Here is a 23249-nt window from a genome sequence, read left to right as displayed (position 1 = left end):
GCCGGCGAGGCTCTCCCCCGGGACGGTGGAGTCGGTGGTTGCGATCGAAGTGGTCATGGTCCGTCCTTCCTAGTTGGCGCGGACACGCGGGTCGAGGCGGACGTAGAGGATGTCCACCAGGAAGTTGGCCAGCAGCACGGCGGCGGTGATGGTCAGGAAGAGGCCCTGCATGAGCGGGTAGTCGAGCCCCTGCACGGCGTTGAGGAGCTGGTAGCCCACCCCCGGGTACGCGAACACCACCTCGGTCAGCAGCGCCCCGCCCACCACGAAGCCCAGGCTCATGCCGAAGCTGGTCACGGACGGGAGCATGGCGTTGCGGGCGGCGTAGCGGAACATGATCCGGCCGGGGCGCAGGCCCTTGGCTTCGGCCATGGTGATGTAGTCCTCGGCGTTGGTGGCGATCATGGTGTTGCGCATGCCCAGCATCCAGCCACCCACCGAAACCAGCACGATGGTGAGGGCCGGCAGCACCAGGTGCATCCCGACGTCGGACATGAACTCCCAGCTGAAGCTGGGCTCAATGGTGTCGCTGAACGCGTGCCGGATGGGAAACCAGCCCAGCGTGACGCCGAAGAGGTACAGCGCGCCCATGGCGAGCCAGAAGTACGGGAAGGAGCCGATGAAGATCAGGATGGGAGGGAGCGCCGAGTCAATGGCGCCGCCACGCCGCCACGCGGCCAGGATGCCCAGCAGGTTGCCCACGACGGCGGCGATCACCAGCGCGGTTCCGCCCAGCAGGAGGGTCCACCCCACCTGCGAGGCAATCACTTCCGTGACCGGGGTGGGGAAACGGGAGATGGAGACGCCCATCTGGCCGGTGACCATGTTGTGCAGGTAGTCGACGTATTGCTCCCAGATGGGCCGGTCGTCGACGCCGAGCAGCTTGCGCAGCGCCTCGATCTGTTCGGGCTGCATGCGGTCCTGGGTGCGGGCGAACATGCGGGATACGGGGTCCCCCGGCATAAAGCGCGGGAGCAGGAAGTTCAATGTGATGGACACCCAGAAGGCGATCAGGTAGAAACCCAGGCGGCGCAGGATAAAGCGCACGGTTTCCCTCCATTCAGGAATTGCAGAGATGGGGGCCCGTTACCTAGGGCCCCAAGCGAGCTTGCGAACTTGGGGAGGTAACGGGGAAGGGCGCACACCCGGCGCCGGAAACAGCGCCGGGCGTGCGGTCTGGGACGGCCTCGGAGGGGCCGGGGCCTTACTTGGCCGGTTCCAGCGACGTCAGGACCAGCACCGTGGTGGGGGCGCGGACCGACAGGGTGGCGTAAGGGTTCTCTTCCGTGGGCCAGCCGGTGAACCGGGTGTTGTTGTAGGCGCCCCATTCCGGGCCGGCAAACAGCGGGACGGTCGGGGCAACCGCGCTGTACTCCTCCTGGAGCTTGTCCGCGATCTCGTGCTGCGCGTCCTCGTCAGCGGCAGCGGCGAACTCGGTCAGCAGGGCGTCGGCTTTGGGATCGCCGAAGCGGTGGTAGTTCTCAAAGGCCTTCTCCCCTACCGGCTTCACCGTGCTGGTGCCCATGATGCCCGCGAAGTACTTGTACGGGCTGGGATCGTTGGCGCTCCACACGATGCCGGAATCGAAGTCACCGGTCTCGTAGCCTGCCACCACGGCAGCCCAGTCCGGGGAATCAACCTTGGCCGTGACGCCCACCTCGGCGAGGTTCTGTGCGATCACGTTGGCCACGGACAGCCAGTCGGAGGACGCCGCGCCCACCGAGATCTTGAACTCGAAGGGCTTGCCGTCCTTCAGCGTGCGCTTGCCGTCCGCGCCCTTGGCGTAACCGGCCTTGTCCAGGAGCTTGTTGGCCTCGTCGACGTTGAGCTTGGTCCACTCGCAGTCGTCCTGGACGGCTTTGTTCTTCCACGTTTCGTAGTTGCCGGAAAGTCCGGTGCAGTCCGCCGGCTTGGTGTAGCCGCTCATGCCGATCTTGGTCACCTGGTCCCGGTCCACTGCCATGCTGAGGGCCTTGCGGACGTCCGTGTCGTTGAACGGGGCCTTGGTGGTGTTGAGCTGCCAGTTGATCATGGACCCAGTGGGCGGGAACCAGTACTTCCGGTGGTCCGGGTCCTTGGAAATGAAGGTCTTCTCGATGTTGGGCATGTACTGCGGCGCCCAGTCCACGTCGCCGTTCGCGGCGGCGAGGTTGGCGCCGTCGTTCCCGGCGAAGGCGAGCATCTTGATGCCGGCGATCTTCTGCTTCTCCGGCTGCCAGTAGTTGGGGTTTTTCTTCAGCACGAAGGACTGTGCCTGGAAGGTGTCCACTTCGGTGTAGGGGCCCGTGCCAACGGGCTTTTCGTTGGCATCCTTTTCGGGGTCGGCAATTTTGGACCAGACGTGGTCCGGAAGGATGCTCAGCTGGCCGAGGTCGAACAAGGCCGGGGACCAGGCGGTTTTGAAGCTGAACTTGACCTGGTTGGTGCCCTCGGCCGTAACGGTGTCCAGGTAGTCGTGGCCGCCCTTGATCTTCTTCTGCAGCGCGAACGTGGTGACCACGTCGGCAGGGACCAGGGGCTGGCCGTCGGACCACTTGACGCCGTCGCGGAGGGTGAAGGTGATGGACTTGCCGTCCTCTGCGGCTTTCCATTCGCTGGCCAGCCACGGAGTGGTGTCGCCGTTGGCCGGGTTGTAGATGAGCAGGGACTCGTAGATGGCCTGCTGGGTCATAGGTGCCACGGTGGGGGCGAACGGGTTGAAGTTCCGGACAAACGTGCCCATGTCCTCGCGGGGAATGGTCAGCAGAGCGGTCTGGGCCGAAGCATCAGCCTTCGCGGAACCGGTGTTGCCCGCGTTGGCGGAGCACCCGGTGAGCACCATGGCGCCCATGGCCAGTCCGGCCGCTGCGATGCGGGCAGACCTCAGGAATCGTGCTTGTGTCATGATGGGTATCTCTTTCCTCGTCTTCGCTGGTGAAGGTGAAGGTGTGGTTGGGGTTGCTGTTCAGTAGTTGATTTGCCGTCAGACTGAATAGCGTTCTAGCAGCGGACAGTCGACCATTTGCTGATGTGCAGTGATCGGCTGTCCGGCTGTAAGGCTTGCGAGTGTCTGGACACCCAGCGCACCCATCTCCTCGAAGGGCAACGCAACCGTGGTCAGCTTGGGCCTGAGGTAGGCCGCAATGAGTTCCTGGTTGTCGAAGCCGATCACGGCGATGTCTTGGGGGATGGCGAGCCCGCGCTCCTTGATAGCGTCGTAAGCGCCCATAGCCATCCGGTCGTTGAGGCAGAACAGGGCAGTTGGCCTGCCTGCCCCGGCCTGATATTTATCAAGAATTTCGCAGGCGGCCTCGTAGCCGCCATCCGCCGTTGCGTGTCCCGAGACGACGAGTTCAGGATCCAGTTCCAGCCCAGCTTCGGCCAGTGCTTCGCGGCACCCCTCCAAACGGCCGACGGCGGCGGGAATGTCCGGATCCAGGTTGATGACACCGATTCTGGTGTGGCCCGCTTGCAGCAAACGCTCGACGGCGACGCGGCCTCCGGCCCGCTCGTCAGGGACGACCGAGGGCAGCTTCCCGTCCGCGTCGAAGCAGTTGATCAGGACAGTGGGCACCTCGTTGGCGCTTTTGGGAACGTGCACGGCCCGGTGGTACGTGGCTGCGTAGAGAAGTCCTTCCACTCTTTGTTCCAGTAGCTTTTCAACGGCCGCGTCTTCCATGCCCTGGTTTGGTCCTGTTGCATCGGCCTGGTCGGAGGGCGCGATGAGCAAGAACCGGCGGGACAGCCAGGCCTGGTCCTGCGCGCCCTTGATGATGTCGACGGCGAACGGTGCCGTGACGATCTCTGTGACGATGCCATACCAGTCGCTGCGCTGCGACGCGAGGGCACGTGCACCCGCGTTAGGCCGGTAGCCGAGGGTCTGGACCGCTTCGAGGATGCGGTGCTTGGTCTCTTCCGAAATGCTGGCGTTCTCGCGGTTGCTCAGGACGAAGGAAACCGCGGTTCGGGACACTCCGGCGGCCTTGGCCACGTCCGCCATGGTGACGCCCCGGTGTGCGGGAGCGGTTTTGGGGACGGCAGGGGCCGACCGGGCCGGTGCGGCCGGACCCGACGCCGCTGCCTGTGTGCTCTTCGCCATTGAATGCTCCGAAAGTCTTGCCAGCGCTGGCCACCATGGTCAGCTGAAACCTATTTACTAACGCGCGTTACTTCGAGCGTGTGATTTAGGTTACGCGCGTTACTCCGATGCTGTCAACGACCAATTTTCGACGGCGGTCCCGGCCTCGGCGGATGACGGGCCGGCGCCGGCCCCAGGAGGGCGCTTGCCTCAGGAGGACGCTGGCCTCAGGAGGGCGCTGGCCCCAGGAGGGCGCCGGCCTCAGGAGGGCGCGCCATCTTGCGGGTCGGCCCCGTGAACCACCATCACGGGACACTGGGCATGTTCCGCGCAGGCCGAACTGACCGACCCCAGCAAGAGTCCGGCAAAGCCGCCGTGGCCGCGGGAACCCACAACAAGCATCCGGGCGCTGCGGCTTTCCTCGATCAGGACGTAGGCGGCATGCCCCATGACCGTCCGCTGGGTGAGTCCTTGAGGGGGCTTATCGCCGAAGGCAGCAGAGAGCGCTTCCTTGAGGACCTCCCTGGCGCCTGCTTCGGGGTCCCAGCCCGACGGCGTGGACCAGCCGAATCCCGTATCAACCGGGAAGTGCCAGGCCGCGACGGCCGTAATGGTGGCGTCCAGGGCCGGAGCAATCCGGGCGGCCCAGCGCAGTGCTGCGACCGACATGGCGGAACCATCAACGCCGACGACGATCCGAGGTTTCTCTTGGCTTTGTGACGGGCCCATGCCTGAGGATAGCGCCGTCCGCGGAGCCGAACATCGGGCCGAAGGGCACTACCTTCGCGAAAGCCGCGATTAAAGAAGAAAAGCACCAGTTCCGAAGAACTGATGCTTCCCAGTGGTGGCTCCGACCGGCGTCGATCCGGTGACCTTTCGATTTTCAGTCGAACGCTCTACCAACTGAGCTACAGAGCCTAGGTGACATGTCACCTTGACGGCCGGAATTTCTTCTGGCAATCAGAGCGACCCTGACGGGACTTGAACCCGCGACCTCCGCCGTGACAGGGCGGCGCGCTAACCAACTGCGCTACAGGGCCTTGCTATTTTCTTGCTGTCTGCAATATCGCTACTGCAATTTTTCAAGGCCTTTAGCCTACCAGACTTTTTTCTCCGGTTTGACCACATTCCTTGAGTACCCCCAACGGGATTCGAACCCGTGCCGCCGCCGTGAAAGGGCGGTGTCCTAGGCCGCTAGACGATGGGGGCCTGAACTCAATCCGGCTCTATCAGGGCAAAAATAAAGGGCCGAAGCCTTTCGTTTTTGCCCTTTCGAGTTGCTCCGAACTGGACTATAAAAGTGTAGGGCAGACCCCGGGAATATCCAAAATCGGCACCGCGCTGCCGCAGGATCCGGTGCAGTGCGGTGCAAGATGGACTAATGGATGCCGTTGATGCCCTCAATGAGATCGCGTTTTGGCTGGAACGCGAGCTGGCCCCCACGTTCAAGGTCCAGGCCTTCCGGAAAGCGGCCGGGATCATCGGCGCCCTCGATCCGGGCGAGGTCGCGGCCCGGGCGCGCAACGGCCGGTTGAAGAGCATGAAGGGGATCGGGGACCGGACCTTCGAGGTGATCAGGCAGGCGGTGGACGGCGATGTCCCCGACTACCTCGAGGGCCTGCGCCAACGCGGGCAGCAGCCGCTCGCGGAAGGCGGCACGGAACTGCACGCCGCCTTGCGCGGAGACCTGCACAGCCACAGCGACTGGTCCGACGGCGGGTCTCCGATCGAACTCATGGCCGATGCCGCCCGCACCTTGGGCCGGGAGTACCTTGCCCTGACCGACCACTCCCCCAGCCTCAAGATCGCCAACGGCCTGAGTGCCGACCGGCTTCGGGAACAGCTCGACGTCGTTGCGGACGTTAACGCCGACGGCGGCGGTTTCCGCCTGCTCGCCGGCATCGAGGTGGACATCCTGGAGGACGGGACCCTGGACCAGTCCCCGGACATGCTGGACCGGCTGGACGTTGTGGTGGCGAGCGTCCACTCGAAGCTGCGTTCCGACCGGCGCACCATGACCGCACGGATGATGGGCGCCATCAACGATCCCCACATGAACGTCCTCGGCCACTGCACCGGACGGCTGCTGCAGGGGTCCCGGGGAACGCGGCCCCAGTCGGAGTTCGATGCCGAACGGGTTTTCGCGGCATGCGCCGAGCAGGGTGTCGCCGTCGAAATCAACTCCCGTCCTGAACGGCAGGATCCGCCCGACGAGCTGATCCGGCTGGCCCTCGATGCCGGCTGCCTTTTCAGCATTGACAGCGATGCCCACGCTCCGGGCCAGCTGGATTTCCTGCAGTACGGCGCCGCCCGTGCGGCCTCGAACGGCGTGCCGGCCGAGCGGATCGTCAACACCTGGCCGCTGGACCGCCTGTTGGAGTGGTCCGGCGGCGGCACGTAACAGCCCGGAACTGACGGCCTGCCGGATGCTCAGACGGAACTCAGCTGACCAGAAGGGCGGCCATCGCCAGCATGACGGCGGCGATGACGGCATCAAGGATGCGCCACGCTTTCCGTCGCCGGAAGACCGGCGCCAGGAACCGTGCACCGACACCCAGGGCCGTGAACCAGGCGATGCTGGCCAGTCCTGCGCCGGCGGCGAACCACCACCGGCCGTCCGGGCCGTGCGTACTGGCCAGCGAGCCGAGCAGCAGCACGGTGTCGAGGTACACATGCGGGTTCAGCCAGGTGAAGGCCAAGCCGGTTCCCAGGACGGCCACCCAGCTGACAGCGCGAGCTGGTTCAAGCTGTCCAAGCACTTGCCCGCGGATGGCCCGCCAGGCGGCAAGGGCTCCGTAGCCCGCCAGGAAAGCGGCCCCCGCCCAGCGCACCACCTCGATCACGGCCGGCGCCCGTTCAATGACGACGCCGATGCCGGCCACGCCCAGCACGATCAGCACCAGGTCCGAGACGGCGCAGACCGCGATGACCAGCGCCACATGCGTGCGCTGGATGCCTTGGCGGAGGACGAAGGCATTCTGGGCGCCTATGGCGACAATGAGGGACAGCCCGCTGGCCAGTCCTGAGAGCACGGGAAGAATCACGCTTTCAACGGTATGAGGACTCTCCGCATGAAGCCAGTTAAAGATTCTTTGACTAGATAAGATCAGCTAATGATTGACATCCATCCGGATCAGGCGCGGACTCTCGCTGCCATCGTCTCGCAGGGGAGTTTCGACGCCGCCGCCAGCCACCTTTCCGTCACTGCCTCCGCCGTGAGCCAGCGCATCCGCGCGCTCGAGGTCGCCGTCGGCCGGCCCGTGCTGAGGAGGACGAGGCCCATCGAACTGACCGACTCCGGCCAGGCCGTGGTGCGGTTCGCCCGGCAGCTCGAAATGCTCTCGGCAGACCTCGCCGATGAACTGCAACCGGGGAATCCGCACCCGGACACCCGCCTCACGCTGGTGATCAACAGCGACTCGCTGCACACCTGGGCGCTGGCCGGGCTGGCCGCGGTGGCAGGCACGGTACAGCTCGAGATCCTGCGCGAGGACCAGGACTATTCGCTGGAGCTCCTTCGCAGCGGGGCAGCGGCGGCGGCCATCACTGCCACCGCCAAACCCGCCCCCGGCTGCACCTCGCGCCGGCTCGGCATTATGCGCTACCTCCCGGTATGCACCCCGGCCTTTGCCGGAACGTGGTTCGACGGCGGTGCGACGGCGGAGTCGCTGGCCACGGCTCCCGTCATCATCTTCGACCGCAAGGACGACCTGCAGGACCGGTACCTGCGCCGGTTCAGCCGAAAACCCGTGCAACCGCCGCGCCACTACGTGCCCGCGGCCCACGAGTTCGGCGAGGCAATCCGGCTGGGCATGGGGTGGGGACTGCTTCCCGAGCTGGAAATCGGCGACGACCTCGGCCAGGGCACGTTGCAGCTGATGGCTTCCAGGTCCTTCGTCGATGTCCCCCTGCACTGGCAGCAGTGGCGCTATGGTTCGGCCGTGCTGGACGGCGTGGCCGCGGCGATCCAGGGTGCTGCGCGCGTGCTGAGGTGAACGCTACAGACCCGAAGGCACTCCACCGCGGAGAGGGACGCTAGCACTGGCAGACCATCAGGGCGTTGCCGTCAGGATCCCGGAAGTTGAACCATTGCCCGTGCTGGATGTCCGCCGGATCGGCGCCCAGTTCAACCGCAAAAGTGTGCGCTGCCTGGACGTCTGGGGTGTCGAGATGAAAGGCGGGCACCTTGAAAACGACGTCCTGCGAATAAATCCTGCTGTCCAGGACGAGTCCGGTGCCCTCAACCGGCAGCACATAGAGGTGGCCGAAGAGGATCTCGCCGTCGGCCGGTACGCCCAGCAGCCGGCAGTACCAGTCCCTGGCCGCTTCCACGTCGCTGACCGGGACGAAGACGGTGCCAATTCTGGGCGTAATCGGATTCATGGAGCTCCTTCCCATCCCATGACCCGACAGCCAGGGATAGACGGTTTCGACGAGGTGGCTCGAGTCTAGATCGTGCGGGTCCGGACACGGGGTCTTTCGCAACGGGGAAACATTGGCAGGATCTCGACTAGACGTGGCTGATTTCCGCCAGCCCCACCGCTGCTGCAAGGACTAGATTGGCAGCATGGCAACCACCGCCGAATCCGGCCCCACGCCGTCCGCCGGCCCCCACGAAGGGTCTCCGCACGCCGCACCAGCACCGCAGCCCCCGTCACACGGCAACACCTCCGTGCCGCTTCCCTCCCCAGGCAAGACGCCGGTCAACAGGCTGGGCGTCGCCGCCGTCCTCGTCACCGTGGTCCTCTGGGCCTCCGCGTTCGTGGGCATCCGCGCCGTGGGCCCAAGCTTTTCACCCGGTTCCCTCACTCTGGGACGGCTGGCGATTGCCGCCGTCGTCCTCGGCCTGGTGGTGCTGCCCAAGCTGCGGATACTGCCCAAGGGCCGGGAGTGGTGGCCCATCCTCGCCTACGGCGTGATGTGGTTCGGCGGCTACAACGTAGCCCTCAACGCCGCCGAGCACCTGCTGGACGCCGGCACTGCCGCGCTGCTGATCAACGTCAACCCCATCCTGGTGGCGGTGATGGCCGGCCTGCTGCTCAAGGAGGGTTTCCCGCGCTGGCTGATCATCGGGAGCCTGATAGCGTTCGCCGGCGTCGCGGTAATAGCGCTCAGTTCCGGACAGCGTTCGACGGCGGATGTGGCCGGCGTGCTGCTCTGCCTCCTGGCCGCTGTGCTCGCCGCCGTCAGCGTGATCATCCAGAAGCCGGTGCTGAGGAAGTTCCCCGCGGCCCAGGCCACCTGGTTCGGCATCATGGTGGGTGCAGTCTGTTGCCTGCCGTTCAGCGGCCAGCTGGTGGCCGAGCTGCAGCAGGCTCCGCTCCCGGCCACCCTGGGGCTGGTCTATCTGGGGATCTTCCCGACGGCGATTGCCTTCACCACATGGGCGTACGCGCTGTCCCTCATCGACGCCGGGAAGCTGGCCGCCACCACGTATCTGGTGCCCGGCACCACCATCCTCATCTCCTGGCTGGTGCTCGGCGAAGTGCCCACTGTCTGGGGCCTTGTGGGCGGCGTGATCTGCCTGGTGGGAGTGGGGCTGACGCGGCGCAAATCCCGCTAGAGTCTTGGTATGCCCGCCAACCTGCCGCCCGGCCTGCCGATCGTCCCGGACGGGACGGACAACGACGCACCGTTCCCTATGACCGGGGCGGATTTCGAGTCGGCCGTCAGCGACGCCTTGGAGCGCATCCCGCCGGAGGTGGCCAAGGCCATGGACAACGTAGCCGTGTTCATCGAGGACGACTACGTCCCGCAGCCCGGCGAGGACCCGGAGACGGTACTGCTGGGGCTTTACGAAGGCGTTCCGCTCACCGAGCGTGACGCCTGGTGGGGAGCGGGGTCGCTGCCGGACCGGATCACCATCTACCGCCAGCCCATCCTGGAAATCTGCTCCTCCCGGGAAGAAGTGATCCAGGAAGTGGCGGTCACCGTGACGCATGAGATTGCCCACCACTTCGGCATCAGCGACGAACGGCTGCACGAACTCGGCTGGGACTAGCTAGCCTTGTAGGCATGGGACACGACCACAGCCACTCTCACGGCATCTCTGCCACTGGCACGGGCAAGCACCGCAAGCGCCTGATCGCAGTCCTCGGCATCACCCTGGCAGTGGTCCTGATCCAGATCATTGGCGCCGTCATTTCCGGTTCCCTGGCCCTGCTCGCCGACGCCGGCCACATGCTGTCCGACGCCGCCGGCGTGTTCATCGCCCTGCTGGCCGCATGGATTGCCACCCGGCCCGCGAGCGACCAGCGGACCTATGGCTACCAGCGCGCCGAGGTCCTCGCCGCCCTGGCCAACGCGCTGGTGCTGATTGTCATTTCCGTGCTGATCTTCACCGAAGCCGTCCGGCGGATCGGCTCGGCTCCCGAAGTCCAGACCGACGTGATGCTCTACGCCGCTGTCCTGGGTGCCGTGGCCAACCTGGTGTCCTTGCTGATCCTGCGCAGCGCCCAGAAAGAGAGCCTCAATGTGCGGGGTGCCTACCTTGAGGTGCTCGGGGACCTGCTGGGATCGTTCGCCGTCATTGCCGCTGCCGTGGTGATCATGGTGACCGGCTTCCAGGCGGCGGACACCATTGCCTCCATGGTCATCGCCGTGATGATCCTTCCCCGGGCGTGGCACTTGCTCCGCGACGTGGTGGACGTGCTGCTCGAGGCCACCCCCAAGGGCGTCGAGGTCCAAATGATCCGCGAGCACATCCTGTCCGTGCACGGCGTGGTGTCCGTGCACGATATCCACATCTGGACCATCACCTCCGGCGTGCCCGTCTTCTCGGCCCACGTGGTGGTGGAGGACGCCGTTCTCAGCGCACGCGGGGCGGACCAGGTGCTGGACAAGCTCGCCACCTGCCTGGGCTCACACTTCGACACCGAACACTGCACCTTCCAACTGGAGCCCGAAAGCCACTCCGAGCACGAGTCCCACCAGCACGCCTGAGCGGTAGCGCCCAAGGAGGAGCTCACTTCGCGATGGAAGGCGTCTCCGGGGCGGACGTCGGTGAACGGGGCGGCATACGCGGGCGCCCCGGCGGCCTTCACCCTGCCGCTAGCGTGTCGGCTACCTGTTAAGTCCCCTTTACTAAGTCCGTTTCCCCGACACGCCGCCGCCTAATGTGACGAAATGACATTGTTGTTGTTTATGTTATTGATGTGACTAGTGTTGCCAAAGTTGCGGCTAGCCACGTAGCCTCGGGTGTGCTGGGTCTCCGCAGCGGGGCATTTGCTTGTGACAATCACCGGTGAAAAATCAATCTCCTCGCTCACTCCAGCCTGACTGTTGCGAGGTTACTTGATGGGTTTGACCGGATCCGGCCGCAAAGCGGCTGTGCTGTGCACCGCCGTCGTACTCCTCGGATCCCTCGCCCTGCCGGCCGGGGCTGCGCCACTTCCGCGGACCGCAGTGGCCGCCCTGAGCGTTCCGGTCTCACCGGAAATCCCCTCTCCCGAAGAGATCGCGGCAGCCAAAGCCAGCGAAAGCGCGACGGCGGACCAGGTCACCAGAATCGACCGCATCCTGGCGGACGCGGCCGCCGCCCAGGAAGCAAGCTTTGCCGCCGCCATGCAGGCCAACAATGCCTACGGCGATGCCCTGGTCACCTTGGCGATCCGCCGGGATGCAGCCACGCTCGCCTCAGCGAGGGCAGCCTCCGCCGAGGCTGAACAGGCAAAAACCCGCAAGCAGGTAGGACAGCTGGCCGGGGACCTGTACCGCAACGGCGGACTCAATCCGGCGCTGAGCACATTTGTCAGCGGTAACGGCGAAGTGCTGAAGCAGGCCGCCACACTGGAAGCCATCTCCGCAAGCCGCAGCCGGGCATTTCAGGCGGCCGAAAACGCCGCTTCGGCGGCCAAGTCCCTGACCGCCGCGGCGGACGACGCCAACCGCGCCGCAGATGACGCGGCCAGAACGGCGGAGGACCGCAAGGTTGAAGCCGAACGCGCCAACGCCGCCCAGGCGAAGGCTGTGTCCGAGGCGAAGGCCCAGCGGACCGTGCTGGTGGACCAGCTGGCAAACCTCAAGAACACTACGGTGGCACTCGAATCCGCCCGGGTCGATGCCCTGGACCGCCAGCGCGCCCAGGAACGGCTGGCTGCCGTCACCGCCGCCGCGGCCGCCCAGGCTGCGACGCAGGACTCCGCTGCACAGACCAGGCCCGTCGCACCGGCCCCGGCCGCACCCGCCGCACCCGCCCCGGCGCCGCCGGCACCTGCTGCCCCTGCGCCTGCGAATCCGGCACCGCCAGCACCAGCTCCTCCTGCACCGCCGGCTCCTGCGCCCGCACCCGCAGCACCCGAGCCAGTCACCCCCGCGCCGGTGGTTCCCGCGCCCGCACCAGCCCCCGTCCCTGCCCCGTCCCCCGGCGGCTCCAACCAGACCGCCATTTCGGTGGCACTCAGCAAGGTGGGATCACCGTATTTCTACAAGTACGGCGGCTCCGGCCCGCTCGGGTTCGACTGTTCCGGGCTGGTGCAGAACGCGTTCGCCGCTGCCGGCAAATACCTTCCGCGCACGGCGGCCCAGCAGTACGCCCAGGCACCCGTGCACGTGCCTCTCTCCCAGGCGCTGCCAGGTGACCTCCTGGTCTGGGGATCGGCCCCCGATTTCTATCATGTGGGGATCTACCTTGGCGGTGGCCGCGTGGTCCAGGCCCTCAACCCGGAGGATGGCATCACGGTGACGGACCTGGCCTGGATGGCTGGCATGCAGCTCCATCCCACCGTGGCCAGGTACTAGGACTGCCGGCACCGGAGCCGCCTCCGTGAGGATCGGACGCTCCGGGGCTAGGACAGAACGTCCTTCGTGATGAACCGGCCGTAGGCGAGTGCCCCGAAGACTGCGATGTAGCCGGCCTGCAGCAACGCGTTCCCTGCAAAGGAATCCCACGCAATGGGCTGTCGCAACAGGTCTGCAAAACCGAACCAGTAGTGGCTGAACAACCAGGGGTGCAGCCACTCCAGCTGGGGCAGCTCGCCCATTACCTGGGACACCACGGACGCCACGATGGTGGCCGCCATGGCGCCCACCGGGACATCCGTCAGGGTGGACAGGAAGAGCCCGACGGCGGACAACCCCAGCAGGGACACCGTCAGGTAGGCGGCTACGAGGACCAGGCGCAGGACAGCCTCCTGGGCGGTGATCACGTCGCCCGACAGCAGCGTCACAGGTCCCACCGGAAACAGCGCAGCTCCAATGCCCGCGCCGGTCAGCGCCACCACCAACGGGGCCGCGATGCAGAACGCAGCAGCGCCCGCATACTTGACCAGCAGCAAACGCACGCGTCCGGCCGGCGCCACGAGGAGATAACGCAATGTCCCCAGGCCCGCCTCGCCCGCGATCGTGTCCCCGGCCACCACGCCCACCGTCAGCGGCAGGAAAAGCGGCACACACACCAGCAGCGCCGTCACCCCCACGAACAGCCCGTTCTGGCTGATCCTGTCCAGGAAGGCAGGACCGCGGCCAGGCGGGACAGCCGAGGAGACCCGGACGGCGACGGCCATCAGCACAGGCACGGCCGCGAGCGCCAACAGCATGGCCCAGGTCCGGCGCCGGCGGAAAAGTACGCTCAGTTCAGAGGCAAGCAACGGCCATCCGGAGGACGCCTTGGCCGGTGCCGGCCCAAGCGCCGTATCGCTGGCGGTCACGGCGCCTGCGGCCGCATCTCTATTGGGCAATGTCGAACCCCTCCCCCGTCAGCGCCACAAAGCGGTCTTCCAAGCTGCCCTGTTCCACAGCGAAGCCGCGCACCCGCACCCCCGCAGCCACAAGGGCGGCTACCACGGCCTCAGGCTCCACGACCTCCCCTGACTTCCCGCCGTCGCCGTAAACCAGCGCTCCATTGCTCCGACCGCCTGCCGGGGACATTCCCAGCGTCGCGAACACACCCTCGGCCAGGCCGGCGTCGGGCGTGACCAGGCGGATCCGCGTCTTGCCCGCGTCGCGCAGTTCAGCGAGCGTTCCCTGCGCCACCAGCCGCCCCGCACTCATGACCGCCGCGTGGGTGCAGATCTGCTCCACTTCGGCCAGCAGGTGGCTGGAGACGAAAACCGTGGCACCGTCCGCCGCGAGGGAACGAACCAGGGAGCGCACTTCCCGGGTTCCCTGCGGGTCCAGCCCGTTGGTGGGTTCGTCGAGCACCAGCAGTTCCCGGGGCGAGAGGAGCGCGTTGGCGATGCCCAGGCGCTGTTTCATGCCGAGCGAATACGCGCGGACCTTCTTCCCGGCCGCGTGCGTCAGGCCCACGCGTTCCAGCGCGGCCTCCACCCGGGCACGCCGCGTTGAGGTTGCGGCATAGGGGTCTGCAGCATCGAGGCGCCGAAGATTGGCCGCCCCGGAAAGAAACGGGTAGAACGCGGGCCCTTCCACCAGGGCGCCCACGCGCGGCAGGACCTCGTGGAAGCGGTCCGGCATGGCGAGCCCCAGCACACTGACTGAGCCTTCCGTGGCCGCCGCAAGGCCCAGCATCATGCGGATGGTGGTGGTCTTGCCGGAGCCGTTCGGTCCCAGGAAACCAAACACGGACCCCTTCGGGACGGCCAGGTTCACACCGTCCACGGCCAACTGATGGCCGAACCTTTTGCTGAGGCCGCGCGTCTCTATGGCCAGTTCCACGCCCCGGCCTGCGGCTGTCACCTCGCGGCGGCAGCGGTCAGCAGGCGTTCCGCGGGAACAGACCCGACAAAGACGCGCCCGTCATCGGTCAGCAGCACATTCATGACGGCGGTGCTGAACAGCCGCCCGCCCGGCACCGCAACAGCCGCCTGCTGAAGCAGCGGATCGCTGGACACCATCGCCCCGGCTTCCGCCGACCCCGGGCTGGCGGGGAATTCAACCACGCTCTCCCAGCCGGTACCGGTCACTGTGGGCCGCGGGTGTCCGGTGCCCGGATCCCTGGAGCCGGGAACTGCCGCATCGGGAACCGCGCCGCCTTCCTTGGCGTGTCCGGGCCAGCTCTCCGTGCCATGGGCCGGCACTTCGATTTCCTTGACGGTGGCGCCCGGCGGCGGGCTGAAGGCGAACAGCGAGGCGTCCGGCACCTGGAGCGACAAGGTGGTGAACGCCAGCTTGAACGCGGGTTCTTCCTGGCCGCGGGCCTTCAGTTCGACGCTGAGCGGCAGGCCGCTCTGGCCGTCAACGGCGATGGCAATCGAACCGATCAGGGTACCCTCGGTCCGAGGCGTGATCATCAGGTTGTATGCCGCCCGGCCCGCAACGGTGACCTCCGGAAGCACAGCAATTTCAGTCGTGGGATCAGCGGCGGCAAGCAGCCGTGCCGCCAGGTCCTCCGGCGTCGGCATCACACCGTCGGTGCCGGAACCCGGATGCTTGAACTGGCTGAAATCGTTGTGCTTGCCGGCATCGGCGGGGAGGGTCAGGTGGGTGGCGGTGTTGTCCTTGGAGCTGTACAGCCACACCTGGTCTCCGCTGCGCACGGCATTGCGTTCAGCGAGGCGGTCCAGCACCTGGACCCGGACGTTGCTAGGTCCGTCCATGAAGACCCGCGCGGTGTGCGGGCCGCTCAGGAGTTCCAGGGCCGAGGCGGCGCCACTGCCGGCGGACGGCCCGGTCTTGGGCAGTTCCGGTAGGCCGATCTGGGAGGTCTGCTCCAGGGTCCCGGAGAGGGACGGAGCAGCGTGGTGCGCCACCATCGCCAGGACTTCTTCCGTCGTTTTGGCGGGCAGGGGGTCGCCTGCGCTTGCGGGAAGGGACCCGGCCAGCGCAGCGGCGGCAATAACGGCGGGCACGGCGGCGGCAGGCATCCACCGCAGCCACTTTCTGGTCATGACAACTCCGCTCCAACATCGCAGCTTATTGATTCCAGAGTACGCTCCGGACCCGCCCGGTACACCCCCTCGGGACATCGCCCGTCCTGCCGTGACGCGGGGACGCTCAGCCCGCAGCCGGCGCGACGGTGCCGGCCCCGCCGTCGAGCGTTATCACCTGGCCGGTGCTGATAGTGGAGGTGGCGTCCGGGACGCCAACGACGGCGGGAATTCCGTACTCCCGGGCCACCACCGCGCCGTGGGAGTTGGGGCCGCCCATTTCCATGACGAGTCCGCCGGCCGTGAGGAACAACGGCGTCCACCCGGGATCGGTTGACGGGGCCACCAGGATTTCTCCGGGCTCCAGTGCGGCGCCCTGCGGATCCAGGATGACGCGAGCCTTGGCAGTGACGGTTCCCGCCGATGCCGGCGTGCCGGACAGGAAACCGTCTTGGGCACCCGTCGCCGCAACCTGCAGCGCCTCGGGTTCCGTTCCGTCCGAAAGCAGCACCCGGGGAATGCGGCGGCGGGAGAGTTCGGCGTCGTAGGCCTCGCGGCGTTCCGCCACGGCCTCCCGTAGCGACGCCCCGGCCAAGCCCCGGTGCGCTTCGGCAAAGTTGAGGAAGAAGATGTCGTCGGCGTCGGCGATGCTGCCGGACGCGGCGAGCTCCGCCCCCACGGCCATGAGCTGCTTCCGGGCCGAAGCCAGGCCTTCGACAATGTGGTACTTCGGCAGTTCGCGCAGCCCGGCAAACAGCCGGGTCCGCTTCAGCGCGCCCCGCACCATCCGGGCGCGCAGCCTTCCCGCCGGGCCCCCCTTGCTCCCCGCAACTGCCACCAGCCGCTCCATCTGGGCATCCGCCTCGCGGGCGGCCTTGGCGAACTGACGGTCCGGCGCCAGTGCAGGATCGTCGAGTTTGAGGTAGTTCGCCAGGACTCCGAGGATGTGCGCGGGGTCGTCGGACCAGCGGGGCATACCGAGGTCGATCTCCGCGACGGCCCGGTGGCCGTACCGTCCCAGGAAGCCCGCCAGCCCTGACTGCACGACGGCGGGAAGCCCGCCGTCGCTGTACCGCCGCGCCAGCTCAGGCGGGGAGGCCTCCTCGAAGATCGCGGCCGCCACGGGGTGGGCGCGGATGTCCGTGGCGAGCTGCCACAGGGCCAGGTCCATTTCCGTGGTCACGTTGTTGGGGAGCCCGCGGAGAACGGCCTGCAACGCACCGGACTCCCCGCCCTGTCCGGCCAGCTTCCCGGCTACCGCCAGGAGCGCGAAGCCCAGGGCCGGCAGTGGCAGCACTGCCGGGACGATGGGGAAGAGCCCCTCGCTGAGGATACGTTCGGCATGGTTCAGCCGTTCCGCCGGCGTGGCGGTGGCCGGAACCACGAGGGCAGCCCGGTGCCGTGCGCCGAAGGCGTCCACGCGGCGGAGGGCCGCTTCCGGCCGAAGCAGCGCCCGGAGCAGCGACTCCGGGACCTTCGCCCTGGCCGCCACCGGCAACACGTGCCGGAGGAGCCGCCACGGGGACCTGATGGTCACCGAAAACTGCGGGTCGGCGAACAGCCTGCGGAGCACCGTGGCGGACCTGGCCTCCATGATGTCGAAGACGCGGGGCACGATGGCGCGTCCCGCGCTGCTGCGGACCACCGGCGTGAGGTCAACGAAAAGCCGCTGCCCTGCCTGCCGGTAGGGTGCAGGACCGTTGCGCGGCTCGGGCACGTCGAAGCCGGCCGCACGGGCGACGGAGGACGCGATCAGCCGGAAACCGGCCAACCCCATCGGGGTGAGGGGGCGTGTCAGCCCCTGGGCGAGGCTGAAGCACAGAAAGACGCGTGTTCCCTCCGGCTCCGGCAGGTCGGGACGGGCGTCCGGCAGCGGATACAGCGTGGTGATGGGCCGGGACTGCACCAGCCAGAGCTTGTCCGCGGCGTCGACGGCCCATTCGATGTCCTGCGGCGCCTCGTAGTGCCGTTCCGCCCGGGCGCCCAGCGCGGACAGTTCCCGAAGCTGGGCATCACTGAGGGAAGGAGCGGAATCCGGTGCCAGAATGATCCGCTCGGTGCCGCCTCCGTGAAGCGGCCTGATGGCGATTCCCTTATCCCCGGGCTGCCGTAGCAGGATCTCGCTGGTGGCCGAGTCCACCACGAAGTGGTCCGGATTCACCGCTCCGGAAACCACCGCCTCGCCCAGCCCGGGACTGGCATCGATAACTGCCTCATGGCGCCGTCCCGTCACCGGGTTCGCGGTGAACAGGACGCCCGCCACGGTGGCAGCCACCATGCGCTGGACCACCACCGCGAGCGCCACTGTTGACGGGTTAATCCCGTGTGTGGCCCGGTAGGCCACCGCCCTGTCCGTCCAGAGCGACGCCCAGCACTGCCGGACCGCCGAAAGGACAGCGTCGGCGCCCACCACATTCAGGTACGTGTCCTGTTGCCCGGCGAAGCTCGCGAAGGGCAGGTCCTCGGCCGTCGCCGAAGACCTCACGGCCACCGGAACGTCCGTCCCCATCGCGGCATAGGACTTCCGGACCGCACTGGCAATCTCCTGCGGAATGTCCGCGCGCAGGATGAGCTCCCGTGCCCGGGCGGCCAGCCCGGCCAGGGCCGCCAGCTCATGGGGTCCGGTGGCGGCCAGCGCGCCGTGCACGTCTTCGAGCCCTGCCGGACCCACCGCCCGCCGGTAGGCGTCAGTGGTCAGGCAGAAGCCCGGCGGCACGGGCAACCCGGCGCGAGTGGTTTCGCCCAGGTTGGCGGCTTTGCCGCCCACCCGTAGCAACATTCCGGCGTCGATGTTCGCCAGGTTCAGCACCAGCCCGTCCGCCGACGCGTCCGGAGTGTTGGCCTGGTTCACCGCTGGCCTCCTGGGGAATGCGCCGGACGGAGTGACTGGAAAGTCGGGATAGGGTTACGCTGCGCCGAGCATGGGGCCGAAGCTGGGACGGTCAGCGAGCCGCGGGTCGTCCCGGTCCGGAACCACCAGCACCGGACCCTTGGCATGGTGAAGGATTCCGTCCGACGTCGAGCCCAGCAGCATTCCGGTGAAGCCGCCGCGGCCGCGCGTTCCCACCACCACCAGTTCCACGTGCCGGCTGGCTTCAACCAGCACGTCGATGGGGGAACCGTCCACGATGCGGGTCTCCACGGTCAGCTTGGGATAGTGGCTCTTCAGCCAGGCCACACCGGCGTCGAGCTGAACACGGATGTCGGCAAACAGGGCCTCCCGGTCCATGGGTGCGGGGACCCACGCCAGTGAGCCGCTGTACTGCGGCACGGCGCACACAACGCGAAGCGGCGCTCCGAGCCGGAGGGCCTGGTCCGCGGCCTCCAGGACGGCAATCCGGGCCTGCTCGGAACCGTCAACGCCCACCACAACAACGTGTTCCACCGGCTGGTGGCCGGACTTGGCCTGTTCGGCCTTGACGTGCTTGTCGTCCGTGGTCTCGCCCAGGCGGTCCGCGCAGATCAACGGCACGGTGACCGTGGGGCACTTCGCATGTGCCGGCAGGGCGCTGCTGACCGAGCCAAGGAGCCTGCCTACGAAGCCGCCCCGGCCGCGGGTGCCGAACACCAGCAGCTCTGCGGTTTCGGACATCTCCAGCAACACACCCGAGGCGTCGCCGTTCTCCACGGAGGCGTCAACGTCGATGTCGTAAGGGGCCACCTTGTCCAGGGCCTGCTTGAGGATGGCCTCCGCACCTTCGCGGATCACCGAGTCGTCTACGGTGGCATAGCCGCCGTCCAGGCCGGACGCTGCAAAGATCGGCACGGAGTATGCGGTCACGATATGCAGGGGGCGATGCCGGCGCTCAGCTTCCCGGGCGGCCCAGACGAGGGCGCACTGGCTGTGGTCGGAACCGTCCACACCCACCACAATCCCCTCGGGGGCGGCAGAACCGCCGTCGTCATCCCTTGACGGGTGCACCTGATCTCGGTCCATGGGGTCCGCCTCCTCGCGATACTGCCTGATGTTGCCGCTATTCTGCCAGAAGTGGCCGTCCGCCGCGTGAACCGGGAACCGCAACCTGCTTTTGGCTGAAAATCCGCTCTATTAGCCCACTATTCTCGGTTGCCGGACAGTAAGCAAGCACCCCAAAAGGGGTGCTCAAGCGGCTTCCGGAGAGGCTGCATACGCCTAAGCCAACTCCCACTTTTTACTCCCCGGAAACATAGAGATCCCACCTCCGATGAGCCAAATAACAAGTGTGAGATTGTTGGGGTAGCCAATGTCCGGCAAAGGCTATCCAGCGCTCCAAAAGTTCTGTATTGTCGAGGCGTTGCGAAACTGAGATATGTGTTTCAGAACACATTTACAGCTTTATGCGCGACGGCCGGACTTTGGGGGTTACGGAACGTGCAGGGGAACGAGGCCTGCACAGTGAACCATTCGAGGAGGAACGAGCAGTGTCGAGCATGCCAATTTATGGTGGGACCGAGCAGACCACTACGGTGATCATCGGCTCAGGGCTTCCGGGCCTGGCGATCGCCAGCGAGCTTCGGCGGCGCGGCGTGGACTCCATCACCGTGGATGCGCTCGAAACCCTGGGCGGAATCCAGTCCGCCAATACCGTGTCCCTGCCGCGCTGTGACGCGCCGAACTCAGCCACCTTGCAGGAGCGGAACGAAATCCTGCGGCACCTCAGGAACTACGCCAGCAGCCACAAGCTGGACATCCGCAACAACACCCGCGCCGTCCAATTGAACCTGCTGGGCACCGGCCTCTCCGAGCCTCCCGTGCACCAGTGGGCCGTCCACACGCCGGACGGCATCCTGCTGGCCCACCACATTGTCCTGACCCGGGGCGCACACAGCCAGCTGCGCCGTATGCTCGCGGACCTGGGGCTGGCGCTGGGGCAGAACCTGGTGGCCGCCATGCGGGCCATCGGAATGTACCTCGTGGGCGTCGGGGAACTCATCACTCCCACGCCCAAGGAAGTGCTCCGCCAGGCAAAGGTTGTGGGGCAGGCGATTTCCGCCAAGGTCTATCCGGAAAGTGTCCCGTCAGTGCTCACGGGAAGCTTTGCCGCGCTGCCGGCCCCGGCGTTGCTGAACTGACCGGGTTTCCCGCCCGCTCACGGCCCCGGCTGCCCGGGGCTCGACTGCGCGTCCTGATCTACTGCTCCCCGGCGGCGTCGTCCGCCCCGTTGTCAGTGGACTTGAGGTTTCGCTTCGCCAGAACGCCCAGCGCCACGAGGATGCCCAAGGCCGTTCCGGCGAAAAGCACCAGGCTCCAGGGGAACGGCTCCGACGCGTCAGGCGCCGGCTCAGGCGCGGTGGTGGTGCCAGGCTGCGCGGTGCCGGCCGTGGGGACCTCCCCCGCCGTCGTCGAACTGCCCGGCGTCGAGGCGGTGGCGCCGGAACCCGGAGCAGCGGCAGTGGCGGTGAAGGTGAAGGTGCCTTCGATCGGGTGCGAATCGGAGCTGACCACCCGCCACACCACAGTGAACTCTCCGGCCGGGGCGCCGGGCCGGAGCTTCTGCGACGCCACGTTGTCCACAATCTCCACCGGACCCTCCGCCCAGTTGGTGCCCGCCGCATCCTTCACCTGGAACTGTGAACCGAGGGCCAGCGGGTCCCTGTTGAAAGTCACGGAAACCTTCTCCGGCGGAGTGGCCACGGTGGAACTCTGGGCCGGGCTGCTGGACTCGGCGGCGTCGTGGGCGGAGGCGGGGGCAGCTGCGGCCAGCACGGCGGCCGTGAAAAACAGTGCCCCTATGAGGGCGCTCAGCAGGTGGCGGATGGAACGCATGCGGGGCTACTCCTGTGTGTTGGCTTCCTTACAGACTAGGCGAAATCGCAGGGTCGCAACCCGGCAACCTACTAGGATTCAAGTAATCCCCAACACTCTCCCCCGGAGGACTAATGCTTAAGCAGGGCTCTGCACTGGACCGGTACTTCAAGATTTCCGAACGGGGGTCAAACTACTCCCGCGAGATCCGGGGAGGCTTTGCCACCTTCTTCGCCATGAGCTACATCGTGGTGCTGAATCCCCTGATCCTTTCCGGCCCCGACTCCAGCGGCGCAACCCTGGGCTTCCCGGCAGTCGCCGCCGTCACTGCTTTTGCCGCCGGCATCCTGACCATCCTCATGGGCGCCTGGGCCCGGCACCCGTTCGCCATGGCCACAGGGCTGGGCGTCAACGCCTTCGTGGCCGTCACGGTGGCAACGAACCCGGGCCTGACCTGGCCGGACATGATGGGCCTGGTTGTCCTCTCCGGCGTCACCATGCTGATCCTGGTCCTCACCGGTTTCCGGACCGCCGTGTTCAAGGCTGTTCCGGATGGCCTCAAGACGGCCATCGTGGTGGGCATCGGCCTGTTCATCGCCCTGATCGGGCTGGTCAACGCCGGCTTCGTGCGCCGCATCCCGGATGCCGCCGGCACCACGGTCCCGGTGGGCCTCGGCTTCGACGGCAAGCTGCTGGGCTGGCCCACCCTGGTGTTCGTCTTCGGACTCATCCTGACCATCGGCCTGCTGGTCCGCAAGGTCAAAGGCGCCATCCTTATCGGCATCATCGCCTCCACCATCCTGTCCGTCATCCTTGAATTCACCCTGCACATCGGCCCGAGCTTCGACGGCAAGAACTTCAACCCGCAGGGCTGGTCCCTGGTGGCACCGAAATTCACCGAATGGGCTGCACCCGACCTGTCACTGATCGGCAAGGCCAACCCGATCGGTGCGTTCGAGCACCTCGGCTTCGTAGCCGCGACGCTGCTGGCCTTCGTGATCCTGCTCAGCATCTTCTTCGACGCCATGGGCACCATGGTGGGCCTGGCCAACGAAGCCGGCACCGTGGACAAGGACGGCAACATCCCGGACGTGGACCGCGTGCTGCAGGTGGATGCCCTCGGCGCGATCGTGGGCGGCGGCGCGTCCGTTTCCTCCAACCAGATCTACGTGGAATCAGGCGCAGGCATCGGCGAGGGCGCACGCACGGGCCTGGCTTCGATCGTCACCGGCCTGCTGTTCCTGGTGGCCATGTTCTTCACGCCGCTGATCAACCTGGTCCCGTTCGAGGCCGTGGCTCCCGCCCTCGTGGTGGTGGGCTTCATGATGGTTTCGCAGGTGGGCAAGATCGACTGGCAGGACTGGGGCATCGCGATTCCCGCGTTCCTGACCTTCACCCTGATGCCGTTCACCTACTCAATCGCCAACGGCCTGGGCGCCGGCTTCATCGCGTACGTGCTGATCCGCACATTCCAGGGCCGCGTGCGCGATATCCACCCCCTGATGTGGGCCGTTGCGGCCGCGTTCCTTCTGTTCTTCGGCATCGGGCCGATCGAGCAGGCACTCGGCATCCACTAAGCCACTTCATCCCCCTTCCCGCCGAGATGGCACTTCGCCTCGAAATCATTGCCGCGAAGTGCCATCTCGGCGGCGTTTAAGCGTGGTGTCCGGGATTCGGGACAGTCCGACGGCGCCGGGGCTGG

General features: G+C 66.8%; 20 protein-coding genes and 3 tRNA genes. 8 read left to right on the top strand and 15 right to left on the bottom strand.

Features of this window, described 5'->3' with window-relative positions; all coding sequences use genetic code 11:
* Positions 1-69: 69 nt before the first annotated feature.
* From JOE41_RS13190 to JOE41_RS13160, 7 genes are all read right to left on the bottom strand, one after another.
* On the bottom strand, positions 70-1047 hold the full coding sequence (locus tag JOE41_RS13190; protein WP_011690270.1) for an ABC transporter permease: 978 nt from the start codon (positions 1045-1047) through the stop codon (positions 70-72).
* 157 nt (positions 1048-1204) lie between these two features.
* Positions 1205-2884, bottom strand: coding sequence for an ABC transporter substrate-binding protein (locus tag JOE41_RS13185; RefSeq protein ID WP_209752610.1), 1680 nt, complete (start codon positions 2882-2884; stop codon positions 1205-1207).
* Positions 2885-2962: 78 nt separating this feature from the next.
* Positions 2963-3979, bottom strand: coding sequence for a LacI family DNA-binding transcriptional regulator (locus tag JOE41_RS13180; protein WP_043430236.1), 1017 nt, complete (start codon positions 3977-3979; stop codon positions 2963-2965).
* A 339-nt stretch (positions 3980-4318) separates the two neighbouring features.
* Positions 4319-4786 carry a universal stress protein gene (locus JOE41_RS13175; protein WP_209752609.1) on the bottom strand — a complete coding sequence of 156 codons (468 nt, stop codon included), beginning with the start codon at positions 4784-4786 and terminating at the stop codon, positions 4319-4321.
* Positions 4787-4899: 113 nt separating this feature from the next.
* Positions 4900-4975, bottom strand: a tRNA-Phe gene (locus tag JOE41_RS13170).
* A gap of 48 nt (positions 4976-5023) precedes the next feature.
* Positions 5024-5097 (bottom strand) — tRNA-Asp (locus JOE41_RS13165).
* 96 nt (positions 5098-5193) lie between these two features.
* A tRNA-Glu gene (locus JOE41_RS13160) sits at positions 5194-5266 on the bottom strand.
* Positions 5267-5438: 172 nt separating this feature from the next.
* Here JOE41_RS13160 and JOE41_RS13155 point away from each other — a divergent pair.
* On the top strand, positions 5439-6458 hold the full coding sequence (locus JOE41_RS13155) for a PHP domain-containing protein (protein WP_209752608.1): 1020 nt from the start codon (positions 5439-5441) through the stop codon (positions 6456-6458).
* Between the two features lie 40 nt (positions 6459-6498).
* Here JOE41_RS13155 and JOE41_RS13150 read toward each other — a convergent pair whose 3' ends face one another.
* Positions 6499-7101: a LysE/ArgO family amino acid transporter gene (locus JOE41_RS13150; protein WP_209752607.1), complete on the bottom strand. Its 603-nt coding sequence runs from the start codon at positions 7099-7101 to the stop codon at positions 6499-6501.
* 69 nt (positions 7102-7170) lie between these two features.
* Here JOE41_RS13150 and JOE41_RS13145 point away from each other — a divergent pair, with 69 nt between their 5' ends.
* Positions 7171-8052: an ArgP/LysG family DNA-binding transcriptional regulator gene (locus JOE41_RS13145; RefSeq protein WP_011690264.1), complete on the top strand. Its 882-nt coding sequence runs from the start codon at positions 7171-7173 to the stop codon at positions 8050-8052.
* Between the two features lie 40 nt (positions 8053-8092).
* Here JOE41_RS13145 and JOE41_RS13140 read toward each other — a convergent pair whose 3' ends face one another.
* Positions 8093-8440, bottom strand: coding sequence for a VOC family protein (locus tag JOE41_RS13140; protein ID WP_011690263.1), 348 nt, complete (start codon positions 8438-8440; stop codon positions 8093-8095).
* A 184-nt stretch (positions 8441-8624) separates the two neighbouring features.
* Here JOE41_RS13140 and JOE41_RS13135 point away from each other — a divergent pair, with 184 nt between their 5' ends.
* From JOE41_RS13135 to JOE41_RS13120, 4 genes are all read left to right on the top strand, one after another.
* Complete coding sequence (locus JOE41_RS13135; RefSeq protein WP_209752606.1) at positions 8625-9620, top strand: DMT family transporter; 996 nt, start codon at positions 8625-8627, stop codon at positions 9618-9620.
* Positions 9621-9629: 9 nt separating this feature from the next.
* Entirely contained in the window at positions 9630-10058 is a 429-nt protein-coding gene (locus JOE41_RS13130; protein ID WP_011690261.1) for a metallopeptidase family protein, read from the top strand.
* Between the two features lie 14 nt (positions 10059-10072).
* Positions 10073-10999, top strand: coding sequence for a cation diffusion facilitator family transporter (locus tag JOE41_RS13125; RefSeq protein WP_209752605.1), 927 nt, complete (start codon positions 10073-10075; stop codon positions 10997-10999).
* A 354-nt stretch (positions 11000-11353) separates the two neighbouring features.
* A complete protein-coding gene (locus JOE41_RS13120; RefSeq protein WP_209752604.1) occupies positions 11354-12796 on the top strand; it encodes a C40 family peptidase in 1443 nt (480 codons plus the stop codon).
* A gap of 47 nt (positions 12797-12843) precedes the next feature.
* On the opposite strand, the gene JOE41_RS13115 is transcribed toward JOE41_RS13120, so the two are convergent.
* The 5 genes from JOE41_RS13115 to JOE41_RS13095 all read right to left on the bottom strand — a co-directional run bounded on the left by JOE41_RS13115 (position 12844) and on the right by JOE41_RS13095 (position 19759).
* The gene (locus JOE41_RS13115) at positions 12844-13704 is read right to left on the bottom strand and encodes an ABC transporter permease (protein ID WP_307800742.1); all 861 of its coding nucleotides are present in this window, start codon (positions 13702-13704) and stop codon (positions 12844-12846) included.
* A 19-nt stretch (positions 13705-13723) separates the two neighbouring features.
* The gene (locus JOE41_RS13110) at positions 13724-14692 is read right to left on the bottom strand and encodes an ATP-binding cassette domain-containing protein (protein ID WP_209752602.1); all 969 of its coding nucleotides are present in this window, start codon (positions 14690-14692) and stop codon (positions 13724-13726) included.
* On the bottom strand, positions 14689-15843 hold the full coding sequence (locus tag JOE41_RS13105; protein ID WP_209752601.1) for a hypothetical protein: 1155 nt from the start codon (positions 15841-15843) through the stop codon (positions 14689-14691). Before JOE41_RS13105 ends, JOE41_RS13110 begins: the two co-directional genes overlap by 4 nt.
* A 106-nt stretch (positions 15844-15949) precedes the next feature.
* On the bottom strand, positions 15950-18673 hold the full coding sequence (locus JOE41_RS13100; protein WP_209752600.1) for a PEP/pyruvate-binding domain-containing protein: 2724 nt from the start codon (positions 18671-18673) through the stop codon (positions 15950-15952).
* 54 nt (positions 18674-18727) lie between these two features.
* Entirely contained in the window at positions 18728-19759 is a 1032-nt protein-coding gene (locus JOE41_RS13095; protein ID WP_011690254.1) for a universal stress protein, read from the bottom strand.
* A 473-nt stretch (positions 19760-20232) separates the two neighbouring features.
* Here JOE41_RS13095 and JOE41_RS13090 point away from each other — a divergent pair, with 473 nt between their 5' ends.
* A complete protein-coding gene (locus JOE41_RS13090; RefSeq protein ID WP_043429272.1) occupies positions 20233-20874 on the top strand; it encodes an NAD(P)-binding protein in 642 nt (213 codons plus the stop codon).
* Positions 20875-20932: 58 nt separating this feature from the next.
* Here the strand turns inward: JOE41_RS13090 and JOE41_RS13085 are convergent, their stop codons facing one another.
* On the bottom strand, positions 20933-21568 hold the full coding sequence (locus tag JOE41_RS13085; protein ID WP_209752599.1) for a copper resistance CopC family protein: 636 nt from the start codon (positions 21566-21568) through the stop codon (positions 20933-20935).
* Between the two features lie 113 nt (positions 21569-21681).
* Between JOE41_RS13085 and JOE41_RS13080 the strand changes: the two genes are divergently transcribed.
* Positions 21682-23124, top strand: a complete 1443-nt coding sequence (locus JOE41_RS13080; RefSeq protein ID WP_011690251.1) for an NCS2 family permease — start codon at positions 21682-21684, stop codon at positions 23122-23124.
* The last annotated feature ends 125 nt before the right edge of the window (positions 23125-23249 follow it).

This window comes from Arthrobacter sp. PvP103, from assembly GCF_017833075.1.
Taxonomy (GTDB): domain Bacteria; phylum Actinomycetota; class Actinomycetes; order Actinomycetales; family Micrococcaceae; genus Arthrobacter.
Note: the sequence above shows the minus strand (reverse complement) of the source record. Positions and strands in the feature narration are given on the sequence as shown.